Below are 16,458 nucleotides of genomic sequence, written 5' to 3' on the forward strand. Positions count from 1 at the left end.
ATTTTTCAAATAATGTTCTCCTACGGAAAATCTCAACTCAAGACCGGGCAAATACCAGAAAAGACTGTACTCTGCCTTCTCATATACGAAATAAAAAAAGCCTTACGGAAGAAAACTTCCATAAGGCTTTACCATATCATAAAGACCCTATTAGTCTTTTTTGTCTTTGTCTACTTCTTCGAATTCGACATCGGTCACATCATCATCACCTTTGCTTTGCTCTCCTCCGGCTTGTTGTCCGCCTTGCTCTCCGGCAGCACCTTGCGCACCCGCAGCATCAGCTCCGGCAGCTTGGTACATCTCCTGAGAAGCCGCTTGCCATGCTGCATTCAATTTTTCCATGGCAGCATCAATGGCCGTCAAATCTTGGCTTTGATGCGCGGTTTTCAACTCAGTCAAGGCCGCTTCAATGGTAGATTTATTGCCCTCAGACAATTTATCCCCATATTCCTTCAACTGTTTTTCCGTTTGGAAGATCAAAGAATCAGCCGCATTGACTTTGTCTACTTTTTCTTTTTCTTGCTTATCTTGCTCTTCATTGGCTTTTGCCTCTGCTTTCATCTTTTCGATTTCGTCATCGGTCAATCCGGAAGAAGCTTCGATACGGATATCTTGTTTTTTGTTGGTTCCTTTATCCAGAGCCGTTACGTGCAAGATACCGTTAGCATCTATATCAAACGTTACTTCAATTTGTGGAATCCCTCTTGGAGCGGGTGGAATACCATCCAAGTGGAAGCGACCAATGGTTTTGTTGTATTGAGCCATTTTACGCTCTCCTTGAAGTACGTGAATTTCTACTGATGGCTGACTGTCAGCGGCGGTAGAGAACACTTGAGATTTTTTGGTTGGGATAGTCGTGTTCGCTTCAATCAAGCTGGTGAATACACCTCCCATGGTTTCGATACCTAATGAAAGAGGGGTGACATCCAACAACAATACATCCTTCACTTCACCGGTTAATACCCCACCTTGGATCGCAGCACCGATGGCTACTACTTCATCAGGGTTTACCCCTTTAGAAGGTTTCTTGCCGAAAAATTTCTCTACTTCTTCTTGGATTCTAGGAATACGAGTAGAACCTCCTACCAAGATGACTTCGTCAATTTCGGAAGTAGGCATGTTTGCATCTTTCAATGCTTTGCGGCAGGGCTCCAAGCAACGCTCAATCAAATCATGGCAGATTTGCTCGAACTTCGCACGGCTTAATGATTTCACCAAGTGCTTAGGAATACCGTCTACCGGCATGATATATGGCAAGTTAATCTCAGTGCTCGTAGAACTAGACAACTCGATTTTTGCTTTCTCCGCAGCTTCTTTCAGACGCTGTAAGGCCATTGGATCCTTTCTCAGGTCAATGCCTTCGTCATTCAAAAATTCATCCGCCAACCAATCGATGATACGGCTGTCAAAGTCATCTCCACCTAAGTGAACATCACCGTTAGTTGATTTTACTTCAAATACACCGTCTCCAAGCTCCAGGATAGAGATATCAAATGTCCCCCCTCCTAAGTCAAACACAGCGATTTTTTGTTCTTTATCACTTTTATCCAAACCATACGCCAACGCAGCGGCAGTAGGCTCGTTAATAATTCTTCGTACTTTTAAACCAGCAATTTCACCCGCTTCTTTAGTTGCTTGACGCTCAGCATCATTAAAATAAGCAGGTACAGTCACTACTGCTTCATCCACTGTAGTGCCTAAATAATCTTCTGCAGTTTGCTTCATTTTTTGCAATACCATTGCAGAGATTTCTTGTGCAGTGTACTGACGGTCTCCAATTTTTACCCGTACGGTATCGTTGTTGCCTTGTTCTACCACATAAGCCATTCCTCTTCGTTCCTCAGGTACTTCTGAGAACTTTTTACCCATAAAGCGCTTGATAGACTGAATGGTATTGTGCGGGTTAGTGATTGCCTGACGCTTTGCAGGGTCTCCCACTTTTCTCTCTCCTTTACCATCCTCTAAAAATGCGACAATAGAGGGGGTGGTTCTTCTTCCTTCACTATTTGGGATAACTACGGGCTCGTTCCCTTCCATCACAGCCACGCAAGAGTTGGTAGTCCCCAAGTCTATACCGATTATTTTACTCATGGTTGCTTAACTCTTTTAGTATTTTGAATAAATAATTTAATTCTGAATTCCATTTGTGCTGTTCAATGCTTGTGCCAACAGATTTGTTATGACACATTGTCACATTTTACTTTCCATTCTTTTCTCATACTCTGCCAATAAGCTTTTATCATGTGTCATACTTCAGACAAGAAACCCGGTTTTTGTCAAGATTATCAATATATAAGGACCACCTGAAGCGATTTGTTTGAGCAAGCTTCAAGTGTATCCGTTTTTGAACTAACCTTTTCCCCAACTCACAAACCCTAAATTATGAATACAATTACTTCCCTGGGATTTGAACTGCAGTTTGTCTTTGTCAGAACATTTACCCCTATCCTCTTCGGAATTTCTCTTTCTGTTCAAGTCTATGCCCAAAGTTCAATAGACCTCTCTCTAATGGGTGGTTTGCCTGTGAACGAATTCAAATCAGAAGTTCCCGGTCTGTTCGGCTTTGGTATCCAAGGCAGCTTTCTGGGGCAAGTGGAAGAATCTCCTATGTATTTAGGAATGCAAGCAGGGATAATGACCTATGGAATGCAATCGGAGGATGTGACGGTATGGGTTGATGGGTTTCGCGAAACGTGGGATAGGCAGCGCAGCCATAATATTGCACTCGTTCATATGATTGCCCGTATCAAACCGGACCTGAACTTTCCCATTCAGCCGTATGTAGAAGGACTCGTGGGCACAAAAGTGCTTTATACCCGCTACACGTTGAAAGATGACTATGGCAATGAACCCATCGATCAAAATACCGAACTGTTGCATTGGACGATGAGCTATGGTGGTGGCGGAGGTCTCTTTATCCGCTTGGGCCCGGCAATTGCACTGGATCTAAAACTCCGGTATTTGCAGGGTTCCAAAGCCAACTATATGAAAAAGGGCGATGTCAAATTTGACGATGCGACTAATGCGTTTACTTACCATATCCGTAGCAGTAGGACGGACATGCTATTGCCCTCTATTGGTTTGAGTTTTCGGATGGAATAAATACAAAAACCGGGAAAACCGAAGATGCCACCACCTGTTTTCCCGGTTTTGCATACCGTACACTTAATTTTATCGATTAAACCCGATTTCTTTAGGTTTCCAACCTTGCTCTTCCATTTCTTCTGCCGACTTCAACACTTTGTCTTTCAATGAAGCTTTGTATTGAGTGATTTTTTCCGCCACTTGTGCATCCGCGGTAGCCACAATCTGAGCAGCTAAAATTCCTGCATTTTTTGCTCCGTCCAAAGCGACTGTAGCCACCGGTACTCCCGCAGGCATTTGTAAAATGGACAGGACCGAATCCCAACCATCAATAGAATTTCTAGATTTCACCGGTACGCCTATTACCGGAAGGCTGGTTATAGAGGCGACCATACCCGGTAAATGGGCGGCACCACCGGCTCCGGCAATAATCACTTGCAAGCCTCGGGCCTGTGCTTCTTTGGCATAGTCTACCATGCGTTCGGGGGTCCGGTGTGCCGAAACTACCGTTACTTCAAATGGCACGTTCAATTCTTCTAAAATCTCAGCAGCTTCTGACATAACTTTCAGATCAGACTTGCTACCCATAATGATGCCTACCTTTGGATTGTTCATAATCGTCACTATTTATCAGGAAATATATTATTCATTTATAAGGCCAAAGGTAGCAATTCTGTCTCCTCAATGCCTAATACAGTCATTCTCTTCAAGAAAAAACTCCCAACCTATTCAAATTTTATGTAAATTAAGTCTCTAGGAACCATACAGTATCCGGCCGGCTAAATAATCCACAAAACCACAGATTGGAAGCAATTTAGTCTTTTAGAAGCCTTGTCTTCATTTCTATGGTTTATTCACTATTCATGCAGTTCAAAAATCTCAACAAACATGAAATCGATATTAGTCCCCATAGATTTTTCAGCCACTTCTATCAATGCTTTACACTATGCCATAGCCATCGCCAAAAAACTGCGGTCAAGTATCACACTGTTTAATAGTTTTCAGGTGCCCATTACCACAGGCATCAACACCCCTCCTGTAGAATATATTGAGACCCTCACAGAGGAACGAGAACAAGACCATAAAAACCGGTTGCAAAAGATTATTGACGATTTGGAGGATCCTTTTTACGAAGATCAATCCGGAAAAATCCAGTTTGTCATTCAAGTTTTGCAAGGTTTGGCTACCGATATGATCGAAGAAGTGTCCGAATTGGAAGATTTTGATATGATCATTATGGGAACAAGTGGTGCCAGTGGTTTCAATGAGTTTTTGTGGGGAAGTATTACGGCCCATGTGATGGACCGGATTCATATTCCGATGATGGCAATCCCGGAAAAAGCCCAGTTTCAAGGCTTCCGTCATTTGGTGTATGCCACGGACTTTCAAGATCAGGACATTGAAAATATTGATTACCTGAAAGTATTTTGTGAACTATTCGATGCGGAGCTTACCATTCTGCATGTGAACAAGGATGAAAAGAAAGCCTCTTTAGAAAGTAAGAAACTGCACCAGTTGGAAGAAAACTACTGGTTTACCCCTGTCAGTCAATTACATTTTAAACTGATTAAAAATAAAAGTGCCGAAAAAGGTTTGTTAACTTTTTTAAAAGAAAATAATATCGATTTGATTGCGGTTATGCCCCAACACCGGGGGTTCATCGAAGGAATTTTTCATAGTAGTGTATGCAAACGGCTTACTTACCATTCGGATACCCCGGTATTGGTGATGTGGCATTAAGAATCAGGTTAACACCAAATGTTTATAAACCAAGCCTTCGCGCAATGAGCCGGAAGCGATAGTGAACTGTTGAAAACCCGTTTGTTTTAACACAAAATCTAACAAAGCCGAAGCCACTACAATTACATCTGCCCGTTGCACAATCATGCCGGGGATTTGCAAGCGATCCTGCCGAGGAAGAGTAAGGAACATTTGATGGATTTTCTGATAATCTTGCACGGGAATATCATAAGCCAACTCTTCGTCTTCCACTGAAGGCAATCCACATATCGCCTGTACATGAATTTTTTTAAGGGTATCAAAGGTCCCTGCAGAACCAATCAAACGCCTCGGCTTGACTATTTTTATTTGCTCCAACAGGGGTTGTAAGCTTTGCCTGACATATTCATGTAACCCGTCCAGGTCTTCAGGAGCCATAGGGTCTTCGTTTCCAAATTTGCTCAACAAACGCTGCGCGCCAATTTCAAAACTCTGTTTCCACAAAATCCCCTCTTCATTTCCCAAGATAAACTCAACACTCCCCCCTCCAATATCCATAATCAAGGCCGGATGCCGGTCCAACGGCACCGAAAAGTCAATTCCATAATAAATCAGCTTGGCTTCTTCATCTCCATCAATACTCCGTATTTTCAGCCCGGTTTCTTCTTTGATTCTACGCAATATTTCCTCCCCGTTTCTGGCATTGCGGATCGCACTGGTAGCCGTCCCCTCAATTTTATCGACTCTATGAAGGTTGATAATCTCTTTATAACGCGTAAGGGTTTGTAGCGCCCTGGTTTCCGCTTCGGGAGTAATGATCCCCTTGTCAATCCCTCCTTTTCCTAACCAGACAAACTCACTTTCCCTTTGTAAAATCCGGATTTCCCCTTGAGTCCTTTCGGCAATGATCAGGTGAAAGGTATTTGTCCCTAAATCCAATACAGCAATGCGCATTTCCTTATCTTTAATTAACTAATGAGTTTCAACCAAATGGGCTGCTCTTGTCTTTTCCATTAAAAAACCAGGAGCGATTGTTGGTTCTTACCCTTAACAAGCATATACACTCTAGTGAACAAGCCCACTCAAACAAAGATATTCTGTGTGAGAAAATAAAGGTAATAGATTTTTAGGAAATCCTCGGAGGACATTAGATATTCGCAAGAGTACTGATTAAATTGTAGGTTTAAATCTCCCGGCCAATTGGCTAAAGCAAACATACATTTACTTTCCATTGATGATACAAACTATTCCCTAGAGGGTAATGGCCTTATTCACGAATAATGAACTTATTTCAACTACATTTAAGTCATACCAAGTACAATTTATGGCGGGCCGGCCTTTGAAGGTATGTTCCTGCCCTTTGTCCTACAGGGCAGTATATTGAAAAACTGACAACAGATATGATTGATTTTCAAAGTTTTGTTTTAGATAACGGATTAAAAGTCATTGTACATGAAGATACTTCCGTACCGATTGCAGTGGTAAATATTGCTTATAATGTAGGTTCGCGGGATGAGAGCGAAGAAAAAACAGGCTTTGCTCACTTATTCGAGCATTTGATGTTTGGGGGTTCCAAAAACATTCCCAATTACGACACTCCCTTACAAAAAGTAGGAGGGAACAATAATGCTTTTACTTCTCCTGATTTGACGAATTACTACATTACCCTTCCTGCAAATAACTTGGAAACGGCCTTCTGGCTGGAGTCAGACCGGATGCTGGCACTTTCGTTTGATCCACAGGTATTGGATGTTCAAAAAAAGGTAGTGATTGAAGAGTTCAAGCAAAGATACTTGAACCAACCTTACGGGGACATATGGCTACACTTACGCCCAATGGCCTATAAAAAGCACCCTTACCAATGGCCTACCATAGGCCGTGAAATCAGTCATATTGAAAATGCCTGTATGGAGGATGTTAAAGACTTTTTCTATCGTTTCTACCGGCCCAATAACGCCGTCTTGGTAGTGGCAGGAAATGTACAATTAGAACAAGTGAAAGTACTTGCCCAAAAGTGGTTTGGCCCTATACCTTCCGGTGAACCCTATATCCGACAATTGCCTGAGGAAGCCCGGCAAACAGAAGCCCGGGCCGAAACCATGGAAAGCAATGTGCCTGTCAGTGCTATTTATAAAGTGTATCAGATGTGTGGAAAATTGTCTCCCGAGTACCATGCCACAGATCTGCTCAGTGATTTATTAGGCCGTAGCAAATCGGCCCGTTTGTACCAAGAGCTCGTAGAAAAACAAAAGCTTTTCAGCTCTATCAGTGCTTATGTAACGGGCTCAATCGACAAAGGTCTATTGGTTGTATCAGGTAAGCTCAATCAGGATATTGACATTCAAGTAGCCAATACGGCTATCGAATCGGTAGTGGACACCCTTAGAACCGAAACAATACCGGAAGATGAACTTCAAAAGGTCAAAAACCAAGCGGAATCTACCTTGGTATTTTCCGAATTGGAGCCACTCAACCGGGCTATCAACCTGGCCTATGCTACCCTACTGGGAGATACTAACTTGGTGAATCAGGAAGCGCATAAGATTAATACTGTTACACAAGAACAACTTCATCAAGTGGCTCAAGAGGTACTACGGGCAGACAATTGCTCTACATTAAACTACTTAGCAAAAAAGTAATCCTTTAGCCTAAAGGAGAAGGGAGGAAGACAGTGTGCGCTTCCTCCCTTCTTTTTTTGCTATTGTATAAAAAAAGAGGCTGCCCGAAAAGATCCGGGCAGCCTTAATTCTCACAATTGCAAATCAAACTCTTAAGCGATATTCATTCGCCCATTTCTTTTTTTGGTCAACGAAGGCAAAAAAGATTTTTTACCTTATTACAAAGAAGCTTGTGCTTTTGCCAAGTATTTTTTGGCTTCATTTACTTCTGTTGCCGTTTTATATTCATTGACAATATCTTCATAGACGTCTACGGCTTTTTGCAAATCACCCGATGCTTCATAGGCTACGGCCAACTTTAAAAGGTAAGAAGGGGTAAACTGCTCATTAGGATAATAATCTGCCGCTTTTTTATAATAGCTAATCGCTTGGCCAAAGTCTTCTTTTTCCATATACGCATCACCGATCAATGCATAAGCCCGGGCTTGCACCAGGTAATCCGAAGCGGAAAACTGCTCTAATACATCAATAGCCTGATCGTATTCACCTTGGTTGAGATAAGCCAAACCGGCATATAAATTTGCCAGGTTGCCCGCTTTGGTCAATCCATACTCCTCACTTACGGCTTCCAAACCTTCCGTATAGTTTCCGTCCCCTTGCAAGGCTTTATTCAAAGAGTCTTTCTCAAAATAGAACACGGCAGGGAACAGCTGTTCTTGAGCTTCTTTTTCCTTATTGTCTAAATAAAGTTTATACAAGAAAAAACCACCGATTGCCACCACTATAATAGTCAGCAATACTGCAATTGCATTTTTATTCTTCTCAGCAAACTCTTGCGATTTACTGATTTGATCCTGTAATGCTTCAGGACTCTCAATAATTTCAACACTTTCCTTATGGTGCTCTTTCTCTTTTGCTTTGTCTTTCTTTGCCATAGCTAAACAAACCTTTAAAGCCGCAAAATTAATGAATTTCTTGAATTTTATAAATATTTTCTCCTCTTCTGAAAAGTACTGCTCCAAATTCACTCTTCTCCCTTCTCAAAAAGAACCGTATTCTTAATGAACCGAAAGGAAATTACTGGAATACACTTTACATTTTGTCAACTGGCTTTACCGTCATCTTTACAGAGGAATAGAATATGCTACATCTTAGCATTCGAATGATGTAGTTACACCACCCATCTGCGAATATTATATTAATTCTTTGAAAACGAAATAAAAAACCGTCATAAGTTTAAAAAATCTTATGACGGTTTTAGCCTTTAGAAGAACTTATACCCTATTCGGTCACGAAGGGGTAGTCGTCTTCCACATATACATCCTTATATATTTCAGAGGCATCCGGCCAAGGAGATTCCTCAGCGAACTTCACTGATTCCACTACTCTGGCTTTGATTTTCTTATCGATTCCTTTCAATTCTTCTTCCGTAGCGTATCCATTGGCAAGAATGGCTAATTTACATTGCTCAATAGGATCTTGCTTTTTATATTCTGCCACTTCTTCCTTTGTACGGTATTTAGCCGGATCAGACATAGAGTGGCCTTTGTAGCGGTAGGTTCTGAATTCCAACAAGGTTGGCCCTTCACCGCTTCTGGCTCTTTCGGCAGCTCTTTCCACAGCCAAATGCACTTCTTCTACTTGCATGGCATCCACTGCTTCGGCAGGCATATCGTAAGCAGAACCGATTTTGTATAAGTCCGTTACGTTAGAAGTTCTTGTTACAGAAGTACCCATTGCATATCCGTTATTTTCGATAACGAAGATGACAGGTATTTTCCAGAACATGGCCATGTTGAAGGTTTCGTGTAAAGCACCTTGTCGTACGGCTCCATCTCCTAGGTAACAAATAGATAAACTTTTGGTCTTTTTATATTTCTCCGCAAAACCAAGTCCGGCACCTAAAGGAATTTGTCCCCCCACGATTCCGTGTCCACCTACAAAATTCACACTTTTGTCAAAGATGTGCATAGAGCCTCCTTTACCTTTGGAACAGCCTGTAGCTTTTCCATACAGTTCAGCCATAACCGCATTCGGATCTGTCCCTAAGGCTAAGGGGTGTCCGTGATCACGGTAAGCAGTGATCCACTTATCGTCTTTTTGCAAAGCTGAAACGGCACCGGCCGCACATGCTTCTTGACCGATATATAAGTGACAAAAGCCTCTGATTTTTTGCTGGCCATACAATTGCCCTGCTTTCTCCTCAAATCTCCGGATCAAAAGCATCTGCTCGTACCAGGTAAGGTACGTATCTTTGGAAAAACTATATGTTTTCGCTTGGCTTTCTTTTTCTTGTGTTAACATTGCAACGGTGTATTTACATTAATTTTTCGATTCATTACGCATTACACTCTTCCTGGAAGACCTACAAAGGTAAGACAGAAGACCAAAATTCTTATAAAAAAGTAGAGATTATTCCTCCGGCTTTTGCCTTGGAGGTTAATTGGTTAGCCTTGGCTTACCCATCATCATACTACAAAATCGTAGAGTCAAAATGAGTACGGATATGAAATACTATGGGATCATTGTAGCAGGAGGGAGTGGCAACAGAATGCAATCGGAGGTTCCGAAGCAATTTTTGCCTTTGGCAGATTACCCGATAGTGATGCATACTTTGTCAAAGTTTAAACAGGCCCTCCCTCAAATAGAACTGATATTGGTATTGCCAGAAGGGCAATTTTCCTATTGGCAACAGTTAGTTAAGCAACATCATTTTACCTTGCCCCATCAATTGGTGGCCGGAGGGGCATCGCGGTTTCAGTCTGTCAGCCAAGGGCTTGGTTTAATTAAGGAGCCAGGGGTGGTAGCCATTCACGATGGAGTGCGCCCTTTGGTGAGTAAAAAAGTCATCCGGCATTCTTTTGAGCAAGCACAGCTTCATGGCAATGCCATTACTTCTGTACCGTTAAAGGACTCTATCCGTCAAATAAGCGCGCATGGGACAAGTCAAGCTGTAGACCGCTCGCTATTCCGTTTGATTCAAACCCCTCAAACCTTTACCACCGAATTGATCCTTTCAGCTTATCAGACAGCGGAGCGGGATTTTTTTACCGATGATGCCAGTGTAGCGGAATATGCTGGTGCAACAATTCACCTGATGGAAGGGGAGTACACCAATATCAAAATCACCACCCCTGAGGATTTGATTTTTGCCGAAAACTGGCTTAACAGAAGAAAGTAAACCTTATCTATATCGAGTTCAATAAAAACAACCAAAGGATTGCCCGGCATGTATAGCCGGCAACGCCTGCTATGCTGAGCAATCCTTCAATATAAACTTACTGACTTTCAGATATTTTTTATTATCCTTCTACATCAATATTCATCTTCATTAAAGAAGAAGTCCTCTTTCGTAGGATAGTCTGGCCATATCTCTTCAATATTCTCATATGGCTGTCCGTCATCTTCCAATTCCTGAAGATTCTCTACAACCTCTAGAGGGGCACCAGTTCTAATGGAATAGTCAATAAGCTCTTCTTTAGTTGCTGGCCATGGTGCATCCTCTAAGTATGAGGCTAATTCTAATGTCCAATACATAGGCAAAAATGTTTAATATAGCGTATAACCTAAATATTTGTATAAATCACTCCACTCATACCATCAATGATATAAAATATCACGATTTTCTGTACAAGGTAACTATTAATAGTATAAATTAGTTTTTCGCAAAAGAAAAAATTTTTTCACAGAAAAATTCAACTTTTTCAAATTCAATATAATTTATTCTGTGATTTTTTTCCCTTCACAAATACTGTTCTCTTTTTTATACTCTTTTTTTGAAGAAAAACAAAAAAAGACAGTGCTTGTTCCAGCACTGTCTTACAATCAAATAAATTTTTGAATGTAATGTTTAATTTTCTTGTGTTGAGCTCATTTCCAGCACTTCTTTAATATCCTTTCTTTCGTTATTGTCATAAGCTACGATCCAAGCATCTTTCACCCCCATTTCTCTCAAATATTTTTTGAAGGTATCGGCTTCCCAATAATCTCTGAAATACCCGATGGTATATTTTTTCAACCCGTCTTCATCCTCTGTCCAGAAATTACCTTTTTCTTGGAACTGACTCAGGTCTTTATTTCGGAAGGCCCCGATTTGTACCTTGTAAACCACTCCTTTGGTGTAGTCATCCCCTGTGTTGGAAACATTATTGTCACAATCCTCTTGTAAGTCTTTCAACTTTTGCTCTAAGGATGAAATTTGCTCGTTTTTAGAGCCTAATTGCGAGGTAGCATCCTGGGCTTCTTTTTGTAATTTACCTACCTGACTTTTCAGGCCGGCCACTTCCCCTTTCAGCATATTATAATCCTCTGTCATCTCTTTGAATTTAATAGGATCTACACCTTTGAGTTTTCGTTTCCACTTCTTCATCTCCTTCTTCTTCGCTTTACGTTCGGCTTTACTTTGTGCGGAAACATCCACCACAGCAAGGATACCCATTCCCCAAATTAAAAGTATGGCCAATAGAGCATGTTTCATAATTCAATGTATTTTATTCCAAAAAAATGCTTTTTACAGTAATTTCTAATTCTTAGATTATAAACCTGACTGGTGATTTTCTAGTATCTTATCTCTGCTTTTTACGATGACCGCTCAATATATTTCGGAGAAAAAACAAATAGGACAGACAAAAATCATAGATCTATGTATAGCTAAAAAAATATTTCCTTGCTAATTAAAGATATTTCCATCTAAAATTAAATACATTTCCTTAAATAATCGTAGAAAACACAAAAAAAGCGGAGTGCTACCAAAGCAACTCCACTTTTTTGTTTTGTTAAAAAAACAGGCTTTATAAGCTACCGATCATTTTGCTCGGATCTACCCATTCGTCAAATTGCTCGTTGGTCAATAAGCCCAAGCTCAAAGCCGCTTCTCTTAAAGTAGTACCTTCCTTATGCGCCTTTTTCGCAATTTTAGCAGCATTTTCATAACCAATGTGCGTATTCAAGGCCGTTACCAACATCAGTGAGTTTTCCAAATTATTTTGGATTGCCTGGTGGTTCGGTTCTATCCCTATCGCACAGTGATCGTTAAACGACTCACATGCATCGCCAATCAAACGGGCCGAATTCAGTACATTGAAGGCCATCATAGGCTTAAAAACATTAAGCTCAAAATGTCCGTTTGACCCTCCTACGGCTACAGCCATATCATTGCCTATCACTTGGGCACACACCATGGTCAGGGCCTCACATTGAGTTGGGTTCACTTTACCGGGCATGATAGAGGAACCCGGCTCATTTTCCGGAATCAGAATTTCACCGATACCACAGCGAGGACCTGAAGCCAACATCCGGATATCGTTGCCAATTTTCATCAAGCTTACAGCTAATTGCTTCAATGCACCTGAAGTTTCCACCAAAGCATCATGTGCCGCCAATGCTTCAAATTTATTTTCAGCCGTTTTAAATGGCAAACCGGATAATTCCGCAATTTTTTCGGCCACTTTTACCGCATAACCTTTCGGAGTATTCAATCCTGTTCCCACTGCTGTTCCTCCCAAAGCTAACTCAGACAGGTGATCCAGCGTATTGTTCAAAGCGTTCAAGCCGTGATCCAGCTGCGAAACATATCCACTCAACTCCATTCCCAAAGTAAGCGGAGTCGCATCCATAAAGTGGGTTCTTCCGATTTTTACCACGTCTTTGAATTTCTCCGCTTTCTCCTTCAAAGTATCCCGTAGCTTTTGTACTTTAGGAATAGTCAGCTCTACTACCTGTTGGTACACGGCAATGTGCATTCCGGTAGGGAATGTATCATTAGATGACTGAGATTTATTGACATCATCGTTCGGGTGGACTTTCTTTTTCTCATCTGTCAAAGTTCCTCCCAACAATACATGCGCCCGGTTGGCTACCACTTCATTCACATTCATATTTGACTGAGTACCCGAACCGGTTTGCCATACCACCAAAGGAAACTGATCGTCAAGCTGACCGGCTAGAATCTCATCACACACTTTCCCGATAATCTCTGCCTTATCGGCCGCCAATACGCCAAGATCTTTATTCGTTAAGGCCGCCGCTTTTTTTAAGATGGCAAAACCTCTCACTATTTCCAAAGGCATCCGGTTTTCACCGATACGGAAGTTTTGTAAAGATCGCTGCGTTTGCGCTCCCCAATACTTATCCGCTGGCACTTGCACTTCGCCCATTGTATCTCTTTCTATTCTGTATTCCATGAGCTTTAAAAAAATTTTATGGTTTTGAAAACTATTTTTGTAAATCGATAGCCAAAACTACAAAAGAATATTTAGTTATCGGAGCTATCCGGAAAACAGTTCATCATGAAACAATGATCTGGCACCAGCGATCAAAGTGCCTCGATTACAAACCACTTTACCAGTTATGATTGCAGTAATTCAAAGAGTATCCGAATCCAGTGTAAAAATTGATGGAGAGAGCAATGGAAGCATTCAACAAGGCCTGATGATTTTATTGGGAATTGGACAGGAAGACAATCAAGAAGACATAGAATGGCTGAGTAACAAAATTGTCAACTTGAGGATTTTTAGTGATGAAGACGATAAAATGAACCTGTCTCTCAAAGATGTCAACGGGGACATTTTATTAATCAGCCAATTCACCTTGCATGCCAATACCAAGAAAGGAAACCGCCCTTCCTATATTGAAGCAGCCAAACCGGAACAAGCTCTTCCCTTGTATGAAACAATGATCCGTACATTACAAGAAAAGTTAGGCAAACCGATCGCAACCGGTGAATTTGGCGCAGATATGAAAGTCAGCTTGGTCAATGACGGACCGGTTACCATTCTTATTGACACGAAAAACAAAAAGTAATATCTCTTTTTGACGCACAGGCATTGATTCTATTTCCGCCCAGTATTCAATCTTATCAGGAATCTATGTAATTTTAAGGCTATGCGGCAAGAAAGTGTCCGGGGCTTGGTAGTTGGTCTTTCTTGCAATCATTATTAGGCTTCTTTCCTAAATTTCTGCGTCAGCATTTACGTACGGTCAAACTTACTTACTTAAAAAGCCTTTCGAAATGGAATTTAAAATCACGTCTGAATACGAACCTACCGGAGATCAACCCAAAGCCATAGAGCAATTGGTAAAGGGTGTCAATGAAGGCGAAAACCATCAAGTACTCTTAGGGGCTACCGGTACGGGAAAAACCTTTACCGTTGCCAACCTGATCCAAGAAGTGCAACGCCCTACACTGGTACTCAGCCACAATAAAACGCTGGCTGCCCAACTGTATGGAGAGTTAAAGCGATTCTTTCCTGACAATGCCGTAGAGTACTTTATCTCTTATTATGACTATTACCAACCGGAAGCCTACCTTTCTACAACCGACACTTATATTGAAAAAGATTTAGCCATTAACGAGGAAATTGAAAAACTCCGTTTGGCAGCTACTTCTTCATTATTGACCGGGCGTAGGGATGTCATTGTGGTCGCATCGGTTTCTTGCATATACGGTATTGGAAACCCGGAGGAATTCGGAAAAAATGTCATCCGGATTTCCAAAGGAGATACGGTACCCCGCAATCAGTTTTTATTTGCTTTGGTTAACATTCTCTACAGCCGCACGGAAGCGGAATTCAAACGAGGTAATTTCAGGGTCAAAGGCGATACGGTAGACATCTTTCCGGCTTATGCCGACTTTGCCTACCGGATTTATTTCTGGGACGATGAAATCGAAGAAATCCATACCATTAATCCTCAAACCGGGAAAAAAATCTCCTCGGAAAGTGATATTGCCATCTTCCCGGCTAATCTGTTTGTGACAGGAAAAGACACCTTGCAAACCGTTATTCACGAGATACAGGATGACTTAGTCAAACAAATCAATTACTTTGAACAAGAGCACCGCTACCTGGAAGCGAAACGGGTAAAAGAACGGACCGAATTTGATCTGGAAATGATGCGGGAGTTGGGCTACTGTTCGGGAGTAGAGAATTATTCTCGTTATTTCGACCGGAGGCAGGCCGGCCAACGACCCTTCTGCCTACTTGATTATTTTCCGGACGATTACCTGATGGTGATTGACGAAAGTCATGTCACCGTACCACAAGTACGGGCCATGTGGGGAGGTGACCGTTCCCGGAAAGTATCCTTGGTGGATTACGGTTTCCGCCTACCTTCCGCATTGGATAACCGCCCATTGACTTTTAACGAATTTGAAAGCATGGAAGGTCAAACCATTTACGTAAGTGCCACCCCCGGGGACTATGAATTGCAAAAAGCCGGAGGTGTTGTGGTAGAACAAATCATCCGGCCTACGGGCTTGTTGGATCCGGAGATTGTGGTACGTCCCAGTGTGAACCAAATCGATGATCTTTTGGATGAAATCGATGAGGTTATCAAAGCCGGCCACCGGGTATTGATCACAACCCTGACCAAACGAATGGCTGAGGAATTAACAAAATACCTGGATCAACTTCGTATCAAAGCTCGCTACATCCACTCGGAAGTTAAAACCTTGGACAGAGTAGAAATCTTAAGGGAACTGCGTCTGGGGGTTTTTGACGTATTGGTAGGAGTTAACTTGCTCCGGGAAGGGCTGGACCTACCGGAAGTGGCTTTGGTGGCCATTATGGATGCAGACAAAGAAGGCTTTTTGCGAAATGTGCGTTCCCTGATCCAAACCATCGGCCGGGCTGCCCGGAACGCCGAAGGACGGGTAATCATGTATGCGGATAAGATCACGGATTCCATGCGGTTTTCCATCGATGAAACTAACCGGAGACGCCAGATACAAATGGAGTATAACCAAAAACATGGCATCACTCCGAAAACTATCGGTAAATCCACCGATGCCATTATGGGACAAACCAAAGTGGCCGATTCCAAAAAATCCACTAAGAAAAAGTACTATACGGAAGAAGAGCAAACGACTGCAGCCGATCCGGTGGTAGCTTACTTGGATGGTAAACAGCTCGATAAACTTATTGAGGAAACCCGGAAAAGAATGGAAAAAGCCGCAAAAGATCTTGACTTTATGGAAGCGGCCCGTTTGCGTGACGAAATGTTTGAACTGGAAAAAAGGAAAAATCAGGAGGGCTAACGC

General features: G+C 41.9%; 14 protein-coding genes. 6 read left to right on the forward strand and 8 right to left on the reverse strand.

The window, feature by feature from the left end:
* Window positions 1-150: 150 nt before the first annotated feature.
* Window positions 151-2,091 carry a molecular chaperone DnaK gene (dnaK, locus tag AAG747_RS05995; protein WP_346820236.1) on the reverse strand — a complete coding sequence of 647 codons (1,941 nt, stop codon included), beginning with the start codon at window positions 2,089-2,091 and terminating at the stop codon, window positions 151-153.
* A gap of 291 nt (window positions 2,092-2,382) precedes the next feature.
* Between dnaK and AAG747_RS06000 the strand changes: the two genes are divergently transcribed.
* Window positions 2,383-3,102 (forward strand): hypothetical protein, encoded by a 720-nt coding sequence (locus tag AAG747_RS06000; RefSeq protein WP_346820237.1) that lies wholly within the window; start codon window positions 2,383-2,385, stop codon window positions 3,100-3,102.
* A gap of 69 nt (window positions 3,103-3,171) precedes the next feature.
* Here the strand turns inward: AAG747_RS06000 and purE are convergent, their stop codons facing one another.
* A complete protein-coding gene (gene purE, locus AAG747_RS06005) occupies window positions 3,172-3,699 on the reverse strand; it encodes a 5-(carboxyamino)imidazole ribonucleotide mutase (RefSeq protein ID WP_346820238.1) in 528 nt (175 codons plus the stop codon).
* 273 nt (window positions 3,700-3,972) lie between these two features.
* Here purE and AAG747_RS06010 point away from each other — a divergent pair, with 273 nt between their 5' ends.
* The gene (locus tag AAG747_RS06010; protein ID WP_346820239.1) at window positions 3,973-4,824 is read left to right on the forward strand and encodes a universal stress protein; all 852 of its coding nucleotides are present in this window, start codon (window positions 3,973-3,975) and stop codon (window positions 4,822-4,824) included.
* 3 nt (window positions 4,825-4,827) lie between these two features.
* On the opposite strand, the gene AAG747_RS06015 is transcribed toward AAG747_RS06010, so the two are convergent.
* Window positions 4,828-5,757 (reverse strand): Ppx/GppA phosphatase family protein, encoded by a 930-nt coding sequence (locus AAG747_RS06015; protein ID WP_346820240.1) that lies wholly within the window; start codon window positions 5,755-5,757, stop codon window positions 4,828-4,830.
* A 446-nt stretch (window positions 5,758-6,203) separates the two neighbouring features.
* Here AAG747_RS06015 and AAG747_RS06020 point away from each other — a divergent pair, with 446 nt between their 5' ends.
* Entirely contained in the window at window positions 6,204-7,442 is a 1,239-nt protein-coding gene (locus AAG747_RS06020) for a M16 family metallopeptidase (protein ID WP_346820241.1), read from the forward strand.
* A gap of 197 nt (window positions 7,443-7,639) precedes the next feature.
* Here AAG747_RS06020 and AAG747_RS06025 read toward each other — a convergent pair whose 3' ends face one another.
* Together AAG747_RS06025 and pdhA are read right to left on the reverse strand one after the other, a co-directional pair.
* Window positions 7,640-8,356 carry a tetratricopeptide repeat protein gene (locus AAG747_RS06025; RefSeq protein ID WP_346820242.1) on the reverse strand — a complete coding sequence of 239 codons (717 nt, stop codon included), beginning with the start codon at window positions 8,354-8,356 and terminating at the stop codon, window positions 7,640-7,642.
* Window positions 8,357-8,702: 346 nt separating this feature from the next.
* Window positions 8,703-9,725 carry a pyruvate dehydrogenase (acetyl-transferring) E1 component subunit alpha gene (gene pdhA, locus AAG747_RS06030; protein ID WP_346820243.1) on the reverse strand — a complete coding sequence of 341 codons (1,023 nt, stop codon included), beginning with the start codon at window positions 9,723-9,725 and terminating at the stop codon, window positions 8,703-8,705.
* A 190-nt stretch (window positions 9,726-9,915) separates the two neighbouring features.
* Here pdhA and AAG747_RS06035 point away from each other — a divergent pair, with 190 nt between their 5' ends.
* Window positions 9,916-10,602, forward strand: coding sequence for a 2-C-methyl-D-erythritol 4-phosphate cytidylyltransferase (locus AAG747_RS06035; protein ID WP_346820244.1), 687 nt, complete (start codon window positions 9,916-9,918; stop codon window positions 10,600-10,602).
* Window positions 10,603-10,736: 134 nt separating this feature from the next.
* Here AAG747_RS06035 and AAG747_RS06040 read toward each other — a convergent pair whose 3' ends face one another.
* From AAG747_RS06040 to fumC, 3 genes are all read right to left on the reverse strand, one after another.
* On the reverse strand, window positions 10,737-10,958 hold the full coding sequence (locus AAG747_RS06040) for a DUF2795 domain-containing protein (protein WP_346820245.1): 222 nt from the start codon (window positions 10,956-10,958) through the stop codon (window positions 10,737-10,739).
* A 313-nt stretch (window positions 10,959-11,271) separates the two neighbouring features.
* A complete protein-coding gene (locus AAG747_RS06045) occupies window positions 11,272-11,898 on the reverse strand; it encodes an SPOR domain-containing protein (RefSeq protein WP_346820246.1) in 627 nt (208 codons plus the stop codon).
* Window positions 11,899-12,211: 313 nt separating this feature from the next.
* A complete protein-coding gene (fumC, locus tag AAG747_RS06050) occupies window positions 12,212-13,603 on the reverse strand; it encodes a class II fumarate hydratase (RefSeq protein WP_346820247.1) in 1,392 nt (463 codons plus the stop codon).
* A 166-nt stretch (window positions 13,604-13,769) separates the two neighbouring features.
* On the opposite strand from fumC, the gene dtd reads away from it, so the two are divergent.
* Entirely contained in the window at window positions 13,770-14,222 is a 453-nt protein-coding gene (gene dtd, locus AAG747_RS06055) for a D-aminoacyl-tRNA deacylase (RefSeq protein ID WP_346820248.1), read from the forward strand.
* 208 nt (window positions 14,223-14,430) lie between these two features.
* Window positions 14,431-16,455, forward strand: coding sequence for an excinuclease ABC subunit UvrB (gene uvrB, locus AAG747_RS06060; RefSeq protein ID WP_346820249.1), 2,025 nt, complete (start codon window positions 14,431-14,433; stop codon window positions 16,453-16,455).
* Window positions 16,456-16,458: the final 3 nt, after the last annotated feature.

The organism is Rapidithrix thailandica (assembly GCF_039710355.1).
GTDB classification, from domain to species: Bacteria; Bacteroidota; Bacteroidia; order Cytophagales; family Flammeovirgaceae; genus Rapidithrix; species Rapidithrix thailandica.